Source organism: Alteromonas sp. W12, from assembly GCF_001924945.1.
Taxonomy (GTDB): domain Bacteria; phylum Pseudomonadota; class Gammaproteobacteria; order Enterobacterales; family Alteromonadaceae; genus Alteromonas; species Alteromonas macleodii.
This window is the reverse complement of sequence record NZ_LQXH01000012.1, coordinates 68,018-86,250: the sequence shown is the minus strand read 5'-3', so window position 1 is coordinate 86,250 and position 18,233 is coordinate 68,018. Positions and strand designations below refer to the sequence as shown.

The 18,233-nt window shown below is 47.1% G+C and carries 2 protein-coding genes; both read left to right on the top strand.

The window, feature by feature from the left end:
• Nucleotides 1-192 precede the first annotated feature (192 nt).
• On the top strand, nt 193-17,448 hold the full coding sequence (locus AWH61_RS20035; RefSeq protein ID WP_139309001.1) for a tandem-95 repeat protein: 17,256 nt from the start codon (nt 193-195) through the stop codon (nt 17,446-17,448).
• Nucleotides 17,445-18,215 (top strand): outer membrane beta-barrel protein, encoded by a 771-nt coding sequence (locus AWH61_RS17990; protein WP_083605988.1) that lies wholly within the window; start codon nt 17,445-17,447, stop codon nt 18,213-18,215. Before AWH61_RS20035 ends, AWH61_RS17990 begins: the two co-directional genes overlap by 4 nt.
• Nucleotides 18,216-18,233: the final 18 nt, after the last annotated feature.

Here is an 18,233-nt window from a genome sequence, read left to right as displayed (position 1 = left end):
AAAAGATATTAGGTTTTTATTATTCAAAAAATCGTTTTGTTAGTTGGCGAATTTGAATTTCATGAACTAGGTTTCAAAGTCTTTGCTTGGAAAGTGTTTACATTATTTTAACGTTTCTGGCAGGGGTAATTGGAAAAGTAACAGTGAGTAGAGGTTTTGCTCGGCCTCAATAAATTGAATGAAAGGAAAGACATGATCCGCACATTGTCCAAAGCCCTCATTACCGCATCGCTATTTCTAAGCACAGCTCAAGTTGTCTTTGCTGCAACACCGATTATCACAAACTCACCGCCGCAAAGTGCGTTTATAGGGGAGTCATTTTGTTACGACATACCGTTAATTAACTCAGGTACAACAGGGTATGGCCCTTATCTTCGCGTTATTCATGATGCTGACTTAACATTTAACGGTGCGACGTTTATAGGAAGTAACAGCGCTACGGTTAATGTAGGCACGTTTGACACCGTTGCGAACAACAATGAGCTCGAAGATCCTATCATTGCGCAAACCGTTGCGGGCACCGAAGGGTTCAGTTTTTCAACGGTAGATATCCCAGTGGGCTCGGTTGTAACCAATGGCCCTGATCTAACTACAAATGTTTGTTTCACTATAGACAGCAATGCAACGCCAGCGGAAGCGTTTGCTATCGAGGTAACGCCTGTTTATGAATTTGGTGACACAGCAACAGGTGATAACGGCCCAATAGTAGGAACAACGCAAAGTGCGTCGGTTGAGGCAGCCCTCTACCAAGTAACTACGCAAAGCTCTGCTGCGGAAAACGAGCTTGCTGCGGGCCCTAGTTTTTCAGCAACCGTTACACATACGGTAGATGTTGCAAATGGCCCTACGATAGACAGCTTACAGTTCACAGATGTTTTAGACAATGGTGTTCAGTATAGCGCTCAAGCTACGATAACTGGTGGAACTGGGTGCGCTATAGATAGTGAACCTTCTACATCCAGTACTGGTGGCATTTTAGATGTTTCGTGTGCTTCTGCTACGGGAACAAGCAGTGCAAATGATGTGCGCGTGAGCTACCCCATGCATTTTATTAATGTCCTGAATGCGCAGCAGTGCAGTGCGTCAAGTATTGTGCATCCGCTTGATTTTAATGCGAGTTTTAACGGCAATGGGCTTACCCAGGTTTCTAGCAGTGACACGGTTACGGCAAAGCATGTTGCAATACAGCAAGGTGTAAATACAGGAGAGTCAAGTCCCGGCAACACACTTACCGTTACTAACTCAATCCAAATTTCTGATTACGTATCGGTAGACTCTTTAATTCTTAACGACACCATAGCCGATGGCGTCGATTTTTCATCTGATATCACGGTTAACTATGGTGGAAGTACGTTTAACATAACGAGGCCTGCTTCAAGTACTGATGCCAGTCAAAATGAGGCCATCACTTACAACGTTACTAACGCAACAGGCACGCTTCCGGGGGGAAGCGTTTTGACGGTTTCTTACACCGTAGATATTCAGCAAAATTACGTTGGTGGTTACACAGGGGTTGATAGTAATGCCCCTGTCGTTGCTAACGATTCACTATCGTTTTCTCAAAGTGCACAATATAACGTAGCAAGTGGTGCGTCGAGCTGCTTGGAAGGCTCAAGTGCTTCGGTCTCTATTGAAGGTATTCGTACCTCTAAATTTCTTGTTGACGGTAACGGCGATACAACCACACAACTATTACAGTACGCACCGGGTGAAAGCGTTACCTATCGTTTGCGCATGGATATTCCTTCTGGCGATACTAACGACATTGTATTTGTAGATTTTCTTCCTTTGCCCGTTTTCTTAATCCCAGAAACGACTGTCGATACAAATTCAAATATTGCGAGCAACACCAGCTTTTCTTATACCGCTGAAAATACGGTAACAACCCTCACACCTACAATCACGGTATCATCTGCTGAAAACAGCGTAACGTTAGACTGGGGCAGTATCTCAACAACCCAAGCTGAAGTACTAGAAGTTGATTTTACCGTTGAGGTAACCGATAAGCCCTATGCTGATGGGTTGGAATTGGCGAACTTATTCCAAGGTACTTCGACCAATACGCCTGATGCAATCACTGCCGATCTTAAGTCAGCTAAAATTCTTGTTCGTGCTCCAGAATTGACCGTTTCACTTGCTACTTCTGCAGGAAATGTAGATGCCGGAGATACGATTCAGTACACCTTAACAGTAACTAACGAAGGTGGTGCTACATCATTTGACACCACCGCCAGTGTTCCTATCGTTTCTGGCGTGGCTTCGCAGAGCCTTGTATCTGCAACAGTCGATGGGAATGGTGTAGCCTTGGGCAGCGGCTCACTAGCAGATGGTACTTACAGCATACAGAACCTCGCCGCAGGTGAAGTTTACGTGCTTACTTTCACTCAAGATATTGCACAAACTGCAGAGCCTAACGATGTCATCACGTCTGAAGCGACGATTGATTGGGCTTCTGCACAGGGGCAGGCTGCGACCTTTGATCCGCAGTCAGATGACGCATTTGTCACCGTTTCAGATATTGCTATTGCTTCAACAATAGTAAGCCCCACGGGGAATGTTGTGGTAGGTGATACCGTACAGTATCGGGTAGACGTGACTTTGCCAGAGGGCACAACGAATGACTTAACAGTAGATATGACGCTCCCTGCTGGCTTTGAATACAGCAATACGTTAACGGTAAATTCAACAGGTTTTGACGGAACCGTAAGTGCCAGCCCAACCGTGACATCGTCGGGAACTGTCGAAAGCGGGCAAACGGTTAGAGCTGTGTTTAACGGCAGTACAACCACTAATAATGATAACGATCCAAGCGATAATACATTTTCAATTACGCTTGAAGCCTTGGTGCAAGACGTAACACAAAATGCCGCTACAACGTCAACGCAAAGCAAGCAGTTACAGGTAAATGCGGGAACCAACAATACCACCAACAATGCGTCAGCTACGTCAACTAATCAGTTTTCAGAGCATGTATTAAGCGCAACAACAAGCGTGGCGCCAAGCTCTGGCGTAGAAGCAGGCGATACGGTAACCGTAACTATAGATGTTGAAAATACAGGTACAGCTACCGCTTATGATGTTGAAGTGGTCAGCAATGTTAATACTGATATTTTCACAAATGTAAACGCAGGAACAACCCCAACTGGTTTTACGTATGCACTTCAAACTTCACCAGACAGAGTAACCTATTCAGGTACGGAGCTTGCCGCTGGTGATAGCGTGCAGTTCACTTATACTGCTGAAGTAAAAGCAGGTGCACAGACTGGTTCCTCTTTTGATATTACCGCGCAAGCTACAGGTGATAGCCAAACAGGCGATCAAGCCGTTGAGCGTGACTCTCAGTCCAGTAGCACAGGTACCACGGCCACAAGAGCAATTTCAGCTGACAATATTACGTTGATAGCTTCTTCAGAAACTTTTACGAGTGATTCAGGTACTCGTGAATCGGCTATAGGGGAAGTGCTTACCTACGCGTTTACAACTGTCGTACCAGAGGGACAGACGCTAGAAACTGCTAATCAGGACATTATCGAAGTTATTCTGCCTGCTGGAATGGCCTATCAAGCGGGCACTGCCTTAATTCGCGGAACATTTGATACGGGCTTTACAACTGCAAACGGCGTGTCGATCACTGCTTCAAATACCTCCATTACCCCTGTCATTAATGGGCAGTCGGTTGTTTTCGATTTAGGTGATGTTACAAATAATGACAACGATGCGGGTGATGAAAGTATTACGGTAACCCTTGATGTACTTACCCAAAACACGAGTGACAACAACCGCACTAACAACAAGACGGTAACGGGGGAAGTAAACTACCTTAACCAAAGCAGCACAAATCAAAGTAACAACACGACTCAGAATATTCGTATTGCAGAACCAAACCTAACGGCTACAAAAACAGCTTCGCCATCAACTGTAGATGGTGGCAGCGAAGTAACATTCACCGTTACGTTAACAAATACGTCGGGAACTGCCGTATCGCGTGCGCATGACTGGTACATCAACGACAACGTGCCAGCGCGTTTTAACAGTGTGGCACTGGTTAGCGCAATACATTCACGAGGGGCAGGCATTGATGTATCAGCCTGTGCAAACATCAGTGGTAACGCGCTAACGGTTGAGTCTGATAGCTGCGCAGTTAGCGACATTGATTACCTAGCAGCGGGTGAAAGCGTCACCGTTGTGTACACTGCTAACGTCAATTTTGATATCGCATTTGAAGAAACCGTAACCAATACCGTTTCAACTTCGGCAACGTCTTTGCCAGGCGCATCAGGTACTGGAAATGCGACGCCAGGCGCAGCCGGTTCAGATACCGGTGAACGTACTGGTAGCGGCGCGAATAACGACTCAGGCCAAAACGTTAACGATATCGCTGATTCTGCTATGGCATCAGTGACCGCCAATGCGCCCACGCTTACGTTAACGACTACTGCAGCCGATGCTGCTATTGGAACTGTGGTTGATTTAACGGCAAGTTTCTCTATACCAACGGGTACAACAGACAACTTTGTTTATACGTTAGATCTTCCTTCAGGCTTAACGTATACCGGCGACGCCATTACCATTACAACACCAGTGTCAGATTTCACCAGCACAAATACACCTAATACCACCCCTGGTGAAGGAACCGACCCAGTAATATTAGATTTTGGTACCATCACCAACAGCGCTTCAACGTCTCAACAAGTTACCATTGCTGTGCCTGTTGAAGTCGCCAATATTTTAAGTAACCAAGCTGGAACAACGCTAACTAGTACCGGTTCACTTAGCTACCAAGACGTGAGCACGCCAGCACCTTCTGCGAATGTTGACGTGGATGTTATCGAACCGAATTTATCTATTACGCAAACCATCATTGCAGGTGCGACATCAAGTGATAGCGGTGATACGGTAACGTATCGCACAGTGGTAACCAACACGGGGAATACTGCAACCGCGTACGCCGTTACCTTTGAAGATGTGATGCCTGCAGAATTACTTGGAGGGCCTGACGGCAGCGGCTCTGGTGTTACCTTCTCAGCAATAACCCTGACCAACCCAAGTGATGAAGCTGTATTAACAGGCACGAACACAGCACTGACCGCAAGTGATGTTAGTGAGACTACTACGACCAACACTGGCGATACGCTGTCGGTTGCAGCATTCGACCTACCAGCACTTGCAAGCGTTACCGTCGAATACAGCGTTATAATGGCCAACGAAGCAAGCGCTGGTGAAACGCTAACTAATTCAGTTGAAGCAACCTATAACAGTCAGCTAGACGGCAGCGGACGTAGCAGCGCCGATGGTGGAGATGACGACAATAACGCTACGTTAAATAACTACCGTGAAACAGCTAGTAGTAATGTAACGGTAGATAACACACTGGCTATTCAATCTGCACTTAATGCTACACATAGCGATAATGATTTCGCAGTGGGTGAGTCGGTTTCTATTGATGCGCGTATCGATTTAGTGGAAGGCACAATTAGCGGTGTTTCTATTGTAAATACGCTGCCAGCGGACATTCGCTTTGACAGTATTAGTATTAACAGCCCAGCGCAAATTAGCTATGACGGCGCTGCAACCGCTTCGGTGTCTGGCAATGATGTCACGGTTGACTTTGGAACTGTGAGCAACACCGCAGATGGCAATAGCGCAAATGATTACATAACGGTTACGTTTACCGGTGTTGTAGAAAACGAAGTAGGCAACGCGCAGGGTACAACACTTACTAATAGTGTGAATGCATCAGGTGGCGGCGAAAGCGCAGGTCCATCTACTCTCGAGATCGATATCGTTGAGCCAAATTTAGACTCAACAATGACGCTCGATAAAACCTCGGTATCGTTGGAGGATACCTTTACCCTAACTATTGACGTAGGCCACAACTCTAGTTTTGCCGACGCGTTTGAGACCACATTTAACGTATCAGTTCCTAGCGGTCTTACTTATGTAGCAAATAGCTTCATGGGGCAAGGTACGATCGATGATACGTCATCTACGCTACTTGTCGTAGATATGGGCAGTATCACGCTGGTGGAAGGCAGCAAACAAGTGACAATGCAGTTCACTGTAGATAGTGATGCTGACGTGGGTAATGCTCTTTCAATTGGTTTGACCAATGGTGCTTATAGCTCAATGAGCGGCGACACTGCTGACGAGCGAGACTACAGCTTTGCCGATTCAATTAACGTAACAGGTGATATCGCCGCATTCATCGGCGCAACGCAATCAGTTGTGCTATCTGATGATGTCAATGGTAATGGGTTCATTGATGCTGGTGACACCGTATTAGTCACTGCAACGCTAACTAATGAAAGCGATAGTGCCACAGCCACTGACGTTGTATTTATTCATGGGATTCCTGCAAATACAAACTATGTAGCAGGGTCCGCGACAACGACGAAAGGCACCCTTGATGACAGTGCAGGCATCACGGTAAATGTTGGCGATATGGCATTTGGTGAATCTGAAACCATTACATTCGAGTTGCTTGTTGATGCCAATGTGGCTAACAACACGTTAATCTCGCTACAAGGTAGCGTGGATTCATCTGACACAGTAGCAGAGCCAACTGACGCCGATGGTAACGATGTAAACGGCGACCAGGCAAACACCTTCAGAGTGGGCACACCAGCAAACACTGCAGATTTAGATATTACTCAACTGGTACGTCTATCAACCGATGCTGATACCAATGACGTCATTAGCCCTAATGATACGTTAACCATTACGTATTTACTTGAAAATACGGGTAGCCAAGCGCTATCAAACATTGCCCTAAGTGACGCTGTACCCGCAGGTCTTACTTACGTCGCTAATTCGGCGCAGGTAAGCGGTGGACATACGGTTAGTGTAATAGGTAGTTCACTAAGCGCAGATTTTATCACGCTAGCAGCTGGCGCCAGTGAAACGGTTTCTTTTGATGTTACCATCGATTCACCGCTGGTTGATTTCAACGGCAATGCCGCAAACGAAAGCTTCTCGCTACAAGGTGAAGCAACGAGTGACGAAACTGATACTGTCTATGCAGATAATAACCGTGCAGATAGCGATGGTTTCCAGCCGCTCACGTTCAGTGCATCGACGGGCGCGGGCACGCCAGAACTAGAGATTATTCAATACTATGAACTTGTTAACGATGTAGACGGTGATGGGGTTGTTGATCCAGGTGACAGCGTACGCATTTACACCGTGGCAACCAATCAAGGTTCAGCGATTGCAGAAAACGTTTCGTTTACTCAGCCGGTTAATGCAGGCTTAAGCGTAGTAGCTAATACAGCTGTTACCAGCCAAGGTGTTGTAGTAAGCGAAACGCCATTTGACGTAAACGTGGGCGGAATTGCCCCAAGTGAAACGGTAACCGCTTCTGTGGTGCTAACGCTAGATGCAAATGCAGCTGACAACACCGTATTTTCAGTTCAAGCGCTGTTTAGCGGTGACAACCTCGGTGCCAACCAGTTAAGCGACAACGACAGTAACGCTTCTGATGGCGAGAATGCTCTGCTTATTCCGGTTACTTCACAAGCGCAAACCGTATCTGCGCCAACCTTTACCCTTACCGATACCAGTGATGGTGGTACATCTGGCAACAATTTTGTGCAGGGCGAAACACTAACCCTTACACAAACTGTTGCTGTGCCAAAGGGGACAACAGACGATTTAAGCTTAAGCGTTACCTTACCTGCTAATGTTTCATTGCTCGCAGGGGCGGGGGAACTTGCTCGTACCTTTAATACTGGCCTTTCTTCAGGTGTCAATCCAGCAAGTATTAACAGTGCTGCTAGCGGCACAGCGGTTAACGTGAACGGCAATATTAGTGTGTCTAACAATACGCTAACGCTTGATTTAGGCAGTATTGTAAATAGCGATAATGATGGTGACACTGAAACCTATGTGTTTAGCGTTGAGCTAGACACCAGCGCCCTAGTGCCCAGTGCGGCTACCCAAGATTTAACTATTTCTTCTGCGCTGAGCTACGTTGATGGCGCAGCTCAGCCTCAGTCATTAAATGCTAACGACGTGACGGTAACCTTACTTAACCGTATACCATCAGCGAATGACGATAGTTTCACTGTAGATGAAGATACAACCAGCAATACGTTAGCGGCCCGTAGCAATGATAGCGACGCAGACAGCGGTCAAAGTATCATCATTACCTCTGTAGCTACGCCAAGTAACGGCGGTACGGTAACTACAGATGGCGCGAACTTGATTTATACGCCGGCAGCTGATTTCTTCGGCACCGAAACCGTGCAATACACCCTTACCGATAGCGCAGGCGGTAGCGACACCGCCACAGCAACATTTACGGTAAACAATGTTCAAGATGCGCCTGTAGCACAGGCCGACTCAGCCAATACCACTGAAGACACACAAGTGGTAGTAAATGTCTTGGCAAATGATTCCGATGTGGATGGCGATACACTGTCTATCACAGCGGCTAATTCTAGCAACGGTGCGGTTTCGTTTGCGGGAAGCAACATCACCTTCACGCCTGCACAAGACTTTAACGGCCCTGCACTTGTAACCTATACCATTTCTGATGGAAATGGGAACAGTGATAGCGCGAATCTAACGGTAGACGTGCAAGCAGATAACGATGCACCGGTTGCCACAAACGACAGTGCGAATACTAACGAAGATAATGACGTAATTATTGATGTGTTAGCTAACGACAGTGACGTAGATGGCGATGCCCTAAGTGTTACTGCGGTGTCGGCAAGCGCTGGTGCGGCGTCTGTAAATTCAAATGGCGATGTTCTTTATACGCCGCCGGCCGATTTCAATGGCCCTGTTACACTTAATTACACGGTTTCTGATGGAAATGGTGGAACCGATTCAGCTTCTGTATCGGTAACGGTTAATGCGGTAAATGACGCGCCAGTGGCCAACCCTGATTCAGGGACAGTGAACGAAGACAGCAGCGTAATTATTGATGTTTTGACTAACGATACTGACGTAGATGGCGATGCGTTGTCGATCACCAATGCAGCATCGCCAAATGGTTCAGTAACCTTTAGCGGAAACAATATTACCTTTACACCTACGGCCGACTTTAATGGCGCAACAACCGTAACTTATACCATCAGTGATGGTGCAGGTGGTACGGCATCAGGTACGGTGACGATTAATGTTACTAACGTCAACGATGCACCAGTGGCAAGCGACGACACGGCCAGCACGAACGAAGACACAGCGGTAGTTATTAATGTATTGGCTAACGACACCGACATTGATAACGATGCATTAAGCGTATCAAGTGTATCGGCAACCAATGGTAGTGCAGTAGTTAATGGCGATGGCAATGTGGTGTTTACGCCTGCGGCAGATTACAACGGCAGTGCCACAGTAGCCTATACGGTAACAGACGGTAACGGCGGCAGTGACAATGCGTCGGTGTCTGTAGCTATTGCAGCGGTTAACGACAACCCAATCGCTAATCCAGATACCGCAAGTGTTAATGAAGATGAGTCGGTTAGCATTAATGTACTTGCTAACGATACCGATGTTGACGGCGACACCTTAAGTGTGGCGAGCGCCTCTGTGACAACCGGTAGTGTGCAGGTTGTAGGTAACCAGGTGAACTACACGCCAGACGCTGATTACAACGGCAGCGCCACTATTACTTACACCATTGAAGATGGTGCTGGCGGCAGCGCTAATTCAACGGTGGCAGTGACGGTTGTAAACGTTAACGATGCCCCCGTTGCGAATAATGATACAGCTAGCGTTGATGAAGACAGCAGCGTTGTGGTTAACGTTATTGCTAACGATACAGATGTAGACAACGATACCCTTGAGTTAACTGCGGTTAATGCTAGTACTGGTACGGCAACCATTAATAGCGATGGTAATCTTTTGTATACGCCGGATGCCGACTATAACGGTGCTGCAACAGTGACGTATACCGTTTCTGATGGAAACAGCGGCTCTGATTCAGCAACAGTGTCAATTACGGTAAACCCAGTAAATGACAATCCGGTGGCTGTGGCAGATACGGCGAGTGTACAGGAAGACGAAACGGTAATTATTAATGCGCTTTCGAACGACAGTGATATTGACGGCGACACGTTGCAACTGTCGGCTGCAAGCAGCAGTCAAGGCACTGCAATTATTACCGGCGATAATACGCTTAGCTTTACGCCAAGTGCCGACTTCAACGGTACAGCCACGATAACTTACAGTGTATCGGATGGTGCTGGTGGTAGCGCCTCATCGACTGTCACAGTAACGGTGGCGCCTGTTAACGACGCACCAGTAGCCAATGATGACGCCGGAAGAGTTACCGAAGATTCAAGCACTACGCTTGCTGTATTAGACAATGATACAGATGTTGACAACGATGAATTAAGCGTAACATCTGCTAGCGCATCTGAGGGGACTATTACAGTTAATGCAAATAACAGTGTGACGTATACACCATCTGCTGATTTTGATGGGGCGGCAACGGCCACCTACACTATTTCAGACGGAAATGGCGGTACCGCCACTGCCAGCATTAGCTTTACGGTAGAAGGGGTGAACGATGCTCCTATCGCTTTGGATGACACCGCTGTTGTTGATGAGGACGCTTCAGTAACAGTAGCTGTTCTCGCCAATGACTCTGACATAGATGAAGATGTGCTTTCAGTCTCGGCCGCCTCGTCAGCGCAAGGTAGCGCAGTGACCACGGCAGATAGCCAGGTTACTTTCTCGCCAAATGCTGATTTTAATGGCGAAGCGACAGTGTCATATACGGTAAGCGATGGCAATGGTGCCACTGATACAGCAACGATCACTGTTACCGTTAACCCGGTTAATGATACACCGGTAACGGTGGACGATACGGCCACAGTCGAGGAAGATGGCTCTGTTATTGTCGACGTGCTCGCGAATGACTCTGACATTGACGAAGACGTACTGACTATTTCAGACGTTACCGTTGACGAAGGTTCAGTCGCTATTCAAGGTGGGCAAGTAAGCTACACACCAGATGAGAACTTCAATGGTACAGCAACCATTACCTACACGGTTTCTGATGGCAATGGAGCAACAGCAACAGGTACGCTTGTTGTAACGGTTACCGCAGTTAACGATGCACCTACACTTGCTGATTTCACTGCTGCAACGAACCAAAATGAAGCATTAACTATCGATGTTATCGCCAATGTTGAAGATGTAGATACAGATGATACGCATACTATCGTTAGCGCCACATCTTCAGACGGCACGGTTGAAGTTGTTGACGGCAAACTGGTTTATACGCCGTCTGAAGATTATTCCGGTGAAGTAAGCATCGATATTTGTATTCAAGATGCTGAGGGCGAAGAAGCTTGTGCCCGTATTACCGTTACTGTGGTGTATACAAACATTGGTCCAGTCGTTGAAGATCTCGAGTTCACCATTTACGAAGGGGATAGCCTACCCATCACGCTAACGGGTACCGACGCAGACGAAGACGTTCTAACGTTTGAGTTGGTGACGTTGCCAACAGGTGAAGTGTTAGGTTCTGCTCCTTCTTTGCTGTACGTTACTCCAGAAGATTACAACGGAACGGTACTGTTCAGCTATAAAGCGAACGACGGTCAAGAAGATTCGAACACTGCCAATATCACAGTGAATGTGGTGGCCGTGAACGACGCGCCTGTCGCCGTTGCTGATTTAGCTGAAGCGACAGATCAGAACAGTGTAACTATTGATGTACTAGCAAACGATAGCGATATCGAAGGCGACCTGCTAAGTATCGTTGGTGCAAACTCTGATTTTGGTAGCGTAGAAATTATCGATAATGCATTGGTGTTTACGCCAGGTGAAGGCACTTCAGGAGAGGTACAGGTAGAGTACACCATTGTCGATCCTTCAGGTGCAACATCAACATCCTATGTTGTGGTGAACGTAGTGCGCACCGTAACCCGCAACGATGCAAACCCGAGAGTAATTGCGCCAGCTGATATTGAAGTTGACGCGAACGGATACCTTACGCTTGTAGACTTGGGCGTTGCAACGGCTACCACATCTCGCGGTCAATCATTACCAGTGACCTTATTGAACGGTCAAACCCGCTTTACGCCAGGGCTACATACTGTTTACTGGCAGGCAACTGACGATGAAGGCAATACGACAACGGTTAGTCAGACTATCCGCGTAAACCCTCAGGTGTCATTAAGTGATGATGTGGTTGTAACCGAAGGTGGTGCAGCAAGTTTTGATGTACTGTTAAGCGGCGATGCACCTAGTTACCCAGTAACAGTGAACTACACGGTTTCAGGTACTGCAGATACTAGCGATCACGACCTTATCTCTGGCACTGTCACTATTGAGGGCGGTACACAGGCAACCGTTAAATTCAATATTATCCCCGACACGATTATCGATGACGGCGAAACGGTAATCGTAACGCTGAACGAGAATGTAAATGTCGGAGAAAAAGCGTCGCAGACCACAACAATTGCAGAAGCACCAGTGGCCCCAGTTGTAGCGCTGTCAGTTGAGCAAGGTAATACGACAACGTTAACTGTTGGCCAAAATGAGGGTCTAGTCGACGTACTAGCGGCTATCAGTCACACCAATCCAGCCGCTGACTTTATCTATGACTGGAGTAATTCATCATCAGAGCTTGCTAATGTTTCAGGTGATGATGGCGTATTTACTTTCGACCCTGCTCTAGTAGCGCCAGGTGTTTATGCGGTTACGCTACTTGTGGCAGACAGTGAAAACCCCACGCTTGTAAGTTCACGCACAATTTATATTGAGGTGGTAGAAACTTTACCTGAACTTACTGGTGCAGACACCGACGGTGACGGCCTGCCAGATAATATTGAAGGCGCAGGTGATGCCGACTTAGATGGTGTGCCTAACTACTTAGATAGCATTGCGCTCTGTTCCCTAGCACCAGAAATTGCAGGTGAAAGCGCGCAATATCTTGTTGAGTCAAACGCTGGTACATGTGTAAGTGCGGGTGAGTACACCCGTGGCACTTCAAATGCTGGCGTATTGCTACTTGCTGATGATAGCGCAGTAACAAGTCGCATTCCGACAGATACGGAAGCTAACAATGTTGGTGGGTTGTTTAACTTCGACGTTGTTAATAGTCAGTCTAATCAAGCACAGTTTGATGTGGTTATTCCGCAGCGCAATGCCGTACCAGAAGACGCATTTATGCGTAGCTGGACTGCTGAGCTAGGTTGGTTCGACGTTATTGCAGACGGCGACGCAGTGATTTACTCAGCACCAGGCGCACCAGGTTTCTGCCCTGTCGTTAATAGTAGCGAATGGCAAGAAGGTCTGGTTGCAGGTAGCTGGTGTGTGAAGCTGACGCTCATTGATGGCGGAAGTTACGATGCTGACGCTACAACCAATGGAGCGGTTAGTTTTGTTGGTGGAGTAGGCACATTTGTTAATGGCAATACACTTCCTGACGTTCAAGGCGATCAGCTGGCTATTAAGCTTAACGAAGCGGTAGAGGTTGACGTACTGGCTAATGACACAGATGCAGATGGCGATGCACTTACGCTTACCTCAGTATCGGCTGATTTTGGAACTGCGACTATTGTTGATGGATTAGTGTCATACACGCCACCGGAAGGTTTCGTAGGCACAGTAACGGTTACCTATACTGTGTCAGACGGTATGGGTGGCACGGTAACCGGTACCTTGGTGCTAACCGTTGCAGAGAACAATATCCCTGTTGCAAATGATGACAGCTTTACGTCTCAAGAGGACGAGGCGGTAACCTTGGATGTGCTGTCTAACGATACCGATGAAGACGGCGATACATTATCCATTACCGAAGTAACAGCATCTACAGGCAATGTGATTTTGTTGCCAAACGGAGAATTAAGTTATCAAGCGCCTGCCAACTATAACGGCGTGGTCACTATTGAATACACCATTTCAGATGGTCATGGTGGTACTGATACAGCGCAGGTAACCTTAACTATCACTGCGGTGAACGATGCTCCTGTTGCCGTTGATGACACAGCAAGTGTTACCGAAGATGGCAGTGTTACTGTAACCGTACTAACAAACGATAGCGACGTCGACGGCGATGTACTAACGGTAACCATGGCAAGTACTGAGAACGGCAGAGTAGCGGTTAATAACGGCACTACTGTTACCTATACACCTGTTGCCAATGTAAATGGTGAAACAACATTTACCTACACTATCAGTGATGGCTTCGGTGGTACTGATACCGCGACGGTTACCGTAGTCATTGTTGCTATTAACGACGCGCCAGTAGCAAACAACGACCAAGCTAATGTAAGTGAAGACAGCAGTGTCATTATTAATGCACTTGCCAACGATACTGACATTGACGGCGATACGTTAATCATCACAGATGCAACGGCTAACTCGGGCACGGTAACCATTAGTAGTGATGGAAACATTGTCTACACGCCGCTGCCTAACTTTGTTGGAACGGCGATCATCACCTACACCATTTCAGATGGGAATGGCGGTGTAGCGAATGCACAAATTATGGTGACGGTTGAAAACGTGAATGATGCACCGACCCTTGAAGGTGGAGAAGTATCTACAAATCAAGACACGCCGCTTAGTATTAACGTGTTATCCAATGCAAACGATATCGACGGTGATACGCTCACTATTGCTAGCGCCGAAGCGACTAACGGCACCGTAGAAATCATCAATGGTGTTGTGACATTTACGCCTGCAGATGGTTTCCACGGCACTGCCACCATTACGGTGTGTGTGGCTGACCCTTCGGGCGCGCAAGCGTGTGCGACCTATACGGTAACGGTAATCGACACTAACGATGCGCCAACGGTGATGGACTTAACGTTCACAATGGAAGAAGACGCAACACTGCCAATTCGATTACAGGGTAGTGACGCAGACGGCGACGCGCTAACGTACCAGTTGGTAACATCACCAGACGGTGAGCTTGTTGGTCGCTTGCCTAGCGTATTGTATGCACCTGAAGCCGACTTTAGTGGCACAACAAGCTTTACCTATACCGCAAATGATGGTGAGGAAACCTCCAACGTAGGTACCGTAACCATCAACGTGAACCCCGTGAACGATGCGCCGGTTGCCCGTGATGATGAGATAACGTTGGGTAACTACAACCCAGTTGCAATTGATGTACTGGCCAATGACTCTGACGCTGATGGCGATACATTACGCATCATCGGTGCCCGCGTTGAATTAGGCGACGTTTCTTGGGCTGACGATTCACTTACCTATACGCCGCTTGAAGGTTTTGTCGGTGAAATAGTAATTGACTACACCATCACCGACCCTCAAAGCGAGGTTGCCCGAGCGTCAGTGATTGTAGATGTTATGCCTGATGATTTGGCCGACCGCCCAGTTATTGAAGTACCAGAAGACGTGTTTGTAGATGCTAATGCACTATTTACCAAAATCGACCTTGGCGTAGCGTCGGCTGTCGATAAATTTGGCAATCCGTTACCTGTGTCATTAGTAGATGGCCTTATCTTCTACGAGCCGGGTAATAATACCGCATACTGGCAGGCGACTGATGAAGACGGTTTAACTTCTGTGGCAAGCCAAGCTGTACGCGTACGTCCTTTGGTTTCTATCACTAAGGATCAGGTTGTGCTGGAAGGTCATGAAGTAGAATTTGGCATTCATCTAAACGGTACGTCACCAGTATATCCGCTAGAAATTCCATATACAGTAAGTGGTACGGCAGATAGCAGCGACCATGACCTGATTGATGGCGTCATCTTGATGGAATCAGGTAGCGATATAACGGTGAGCTTCAATGTGTTCCCTGATGCGGATATTGAAGGTATAGAGACGATCACAATTGAGCTTTCTGATGTGCTTAACATAGGTAATAAGTACATTCACGAAATTACAATTCGCGAAGATAACGTGAACCCTGATGTTGACCTGTTTACCGAGCAGGACGGCGAATCAAGAATTCTCGTTATCCCTACTGGTTCTGACGTGTTAGTCACCTCTACTGTTGACCATCCAGACCCAACCAATGAGTATGAATTTGTGTGGACATCACTGGATGCAGACATTGCAGATACCGATAGTGTTAATGACACCTTTACGTTTGATCCAAGTGGCTTGGACGTGGGGGTTTACCGAATTCGTGCAACGGTCACAGACGCAGATGACACGGCCTTTACAGACTCGGATACCTTATACATTCAGGTAGTTGATGCGTTACCTACACCTGCTGAACTTGATAGTGATGGTGACGGCGTGCCGGATGTTGTGGATGGCCTTGCAGATAGTGACAGAGACGGTATTTTGGATTACCTAGATCCAACGCCTGAGTGTAATGTGCTTCCACAAGAAGTGGCGTTTGTTGACGGCTATATGGTGGAAGGTGACCCAGGCGTTTGCTTGCGCCTAGGTAACTTCTCTGTAAGTAGTGAGCTCGGCGGCGCGAAAATCATTGATGGCGATATTGCCGGCGACGATGACATTGTCCCTGACCCAGAAGCGACAAATATTGGCGGCATTTTCGATTTCATTGCCTATGGTTTACCTGAAGCGGGTCAAACGCTGAATATTGTTATGCCACAGCTTAAGCCAATACCTGCAAATGCGGTGTACCGTAAGTTCACGCCTGAAAACGGTTGGGTAACGTTTACGGAAAACGCGAACAACCGGTTATGGTCTGTTGAAGGTGAGCCAGGCTATTGCCCACCTCCAGGCGGTGACTACTGGACAGAAGGCCTAACTGAAGGGCACTGGTGTGTGCAGTTAGAAATTCTTGATGGCGGTGTAGATGATGATGACGGTTTAGTTAACGGAACGATTGTCGACCCAGGTGGTGTGAGTGTCATGTTTAATGGCAATACACAACCCGTGGCAAATGACGATGCAGTAACTATCATTGTTGATGAGTCTGTAACTATTGAAGCCTTAAGTAACGATGCAGACCCAGATGGCGATGACTTGCGTATTACCTCTGCTACAACCACCTTCGGCACAGCTGTGATAGCGGGGGATACCATCGAATACACGCCTCCACTTGGCTTTATTGGCGAAGTGATTGTTAATTATGGTATCAGTGATGGAAACGGAGGTTCAGACCTGGGTGTAATTACGGTAACCATTATTGGTAACAATCCTCCACAGGCTGTAGACGATACTGTAACGATAGACGTTGACCAATCTGTAACCGTTAACGTGCTTGCCAACGACTTCGACGAAGATGGCGATAGTATTCGTGTTGTAAGTGCCCAGGCATCAATTGGTAGCGTATCTGTTAACCCTGACGATACATTGACCTTTACGCCGCCTGCTGCGTTTACGGGCAATGCTGTAGTCACCTATATTATTGAAGATACACAGGGCGGAACGAGCGAGGGTAGACTAACCATTACTGTTCAACCCGTGACGGTTAGAATTGAAAACTCTGGCGGAGGCGGTGGTAGCATGAACGCTATGCTGCTGATGTTACTGGTATTTGTTATGACATTGCGCCGCTTATTAGCGGCGCAAAGAAAGGGAGTAAAAGCGTGAGCGTAGCTAAGATGAATAGAACTTTTAGGTATGGGATTGTTAGCGCTGTTGCAATGGGAGCAATGTTTTCATTTCCAACCATGGCTCAGCAACCTAATAAAGAAAGGGATGCTTCCCCTTTTTTAGCTAGCAAAACTCAATGCTTATCTGAAGAGGATGCCTCAAAACTTTCTAAAGAATATGAAAAGTGCACTGCTAAACAGTTTTTCATAAGCGGGAGTTGGGGGAGCGCATCAGGAGATTTCAAGGAAAGCGATGTACAACAAGAAGCCGCAGAGCTAGGCTTTGATGTCTTCGACATAGATATTGATGACACCCGCAGTGCGTGGAAAGCGGTAGTAGGTACCAATATTACCGAAAACAGCTTTATTCAAGTCGGTTATACCGATTTAGGTGATGTATCGGCAGCATTTTCAACCACGACCAACGAGCCATCTCGCTTTTTCAGCGAGACATCGCGTATTCGCCCAACATCAGTAGATGGCTATACATTAAGTGTAGCCTATCAGTTTTTACGTCATGAGGACTGGTTTTTACATGCGCATGTGGGCTTATATTTTTGGCAAGGTAATTACGATTCGTTAGATGTGTTTGAGGATACAGCCCTACTTCAAGACGTTGATGATGAAGGCACGGATTTGTTCTATGGCATTGGCGCTAACTGGCGTATCCACGATGATTGGGTTGCAACGATTGAGTATGAACGTTACGACATAGATGATAATGCTACTGACCTCGCGTCCGTTGGCATTAGCTATTTGTTTTAATATTTGCGGTCTAAGGCC

What these genes read in the sequence shown, in the direction of transcription:
- AWH61_RS20035 (WP_139309001.1), top strand. Translation starts at nt 193, where the DNA reads ATGATCCGCACATTGTCCAAAGCCCTCATTACCGCATCGCTATTTCTA.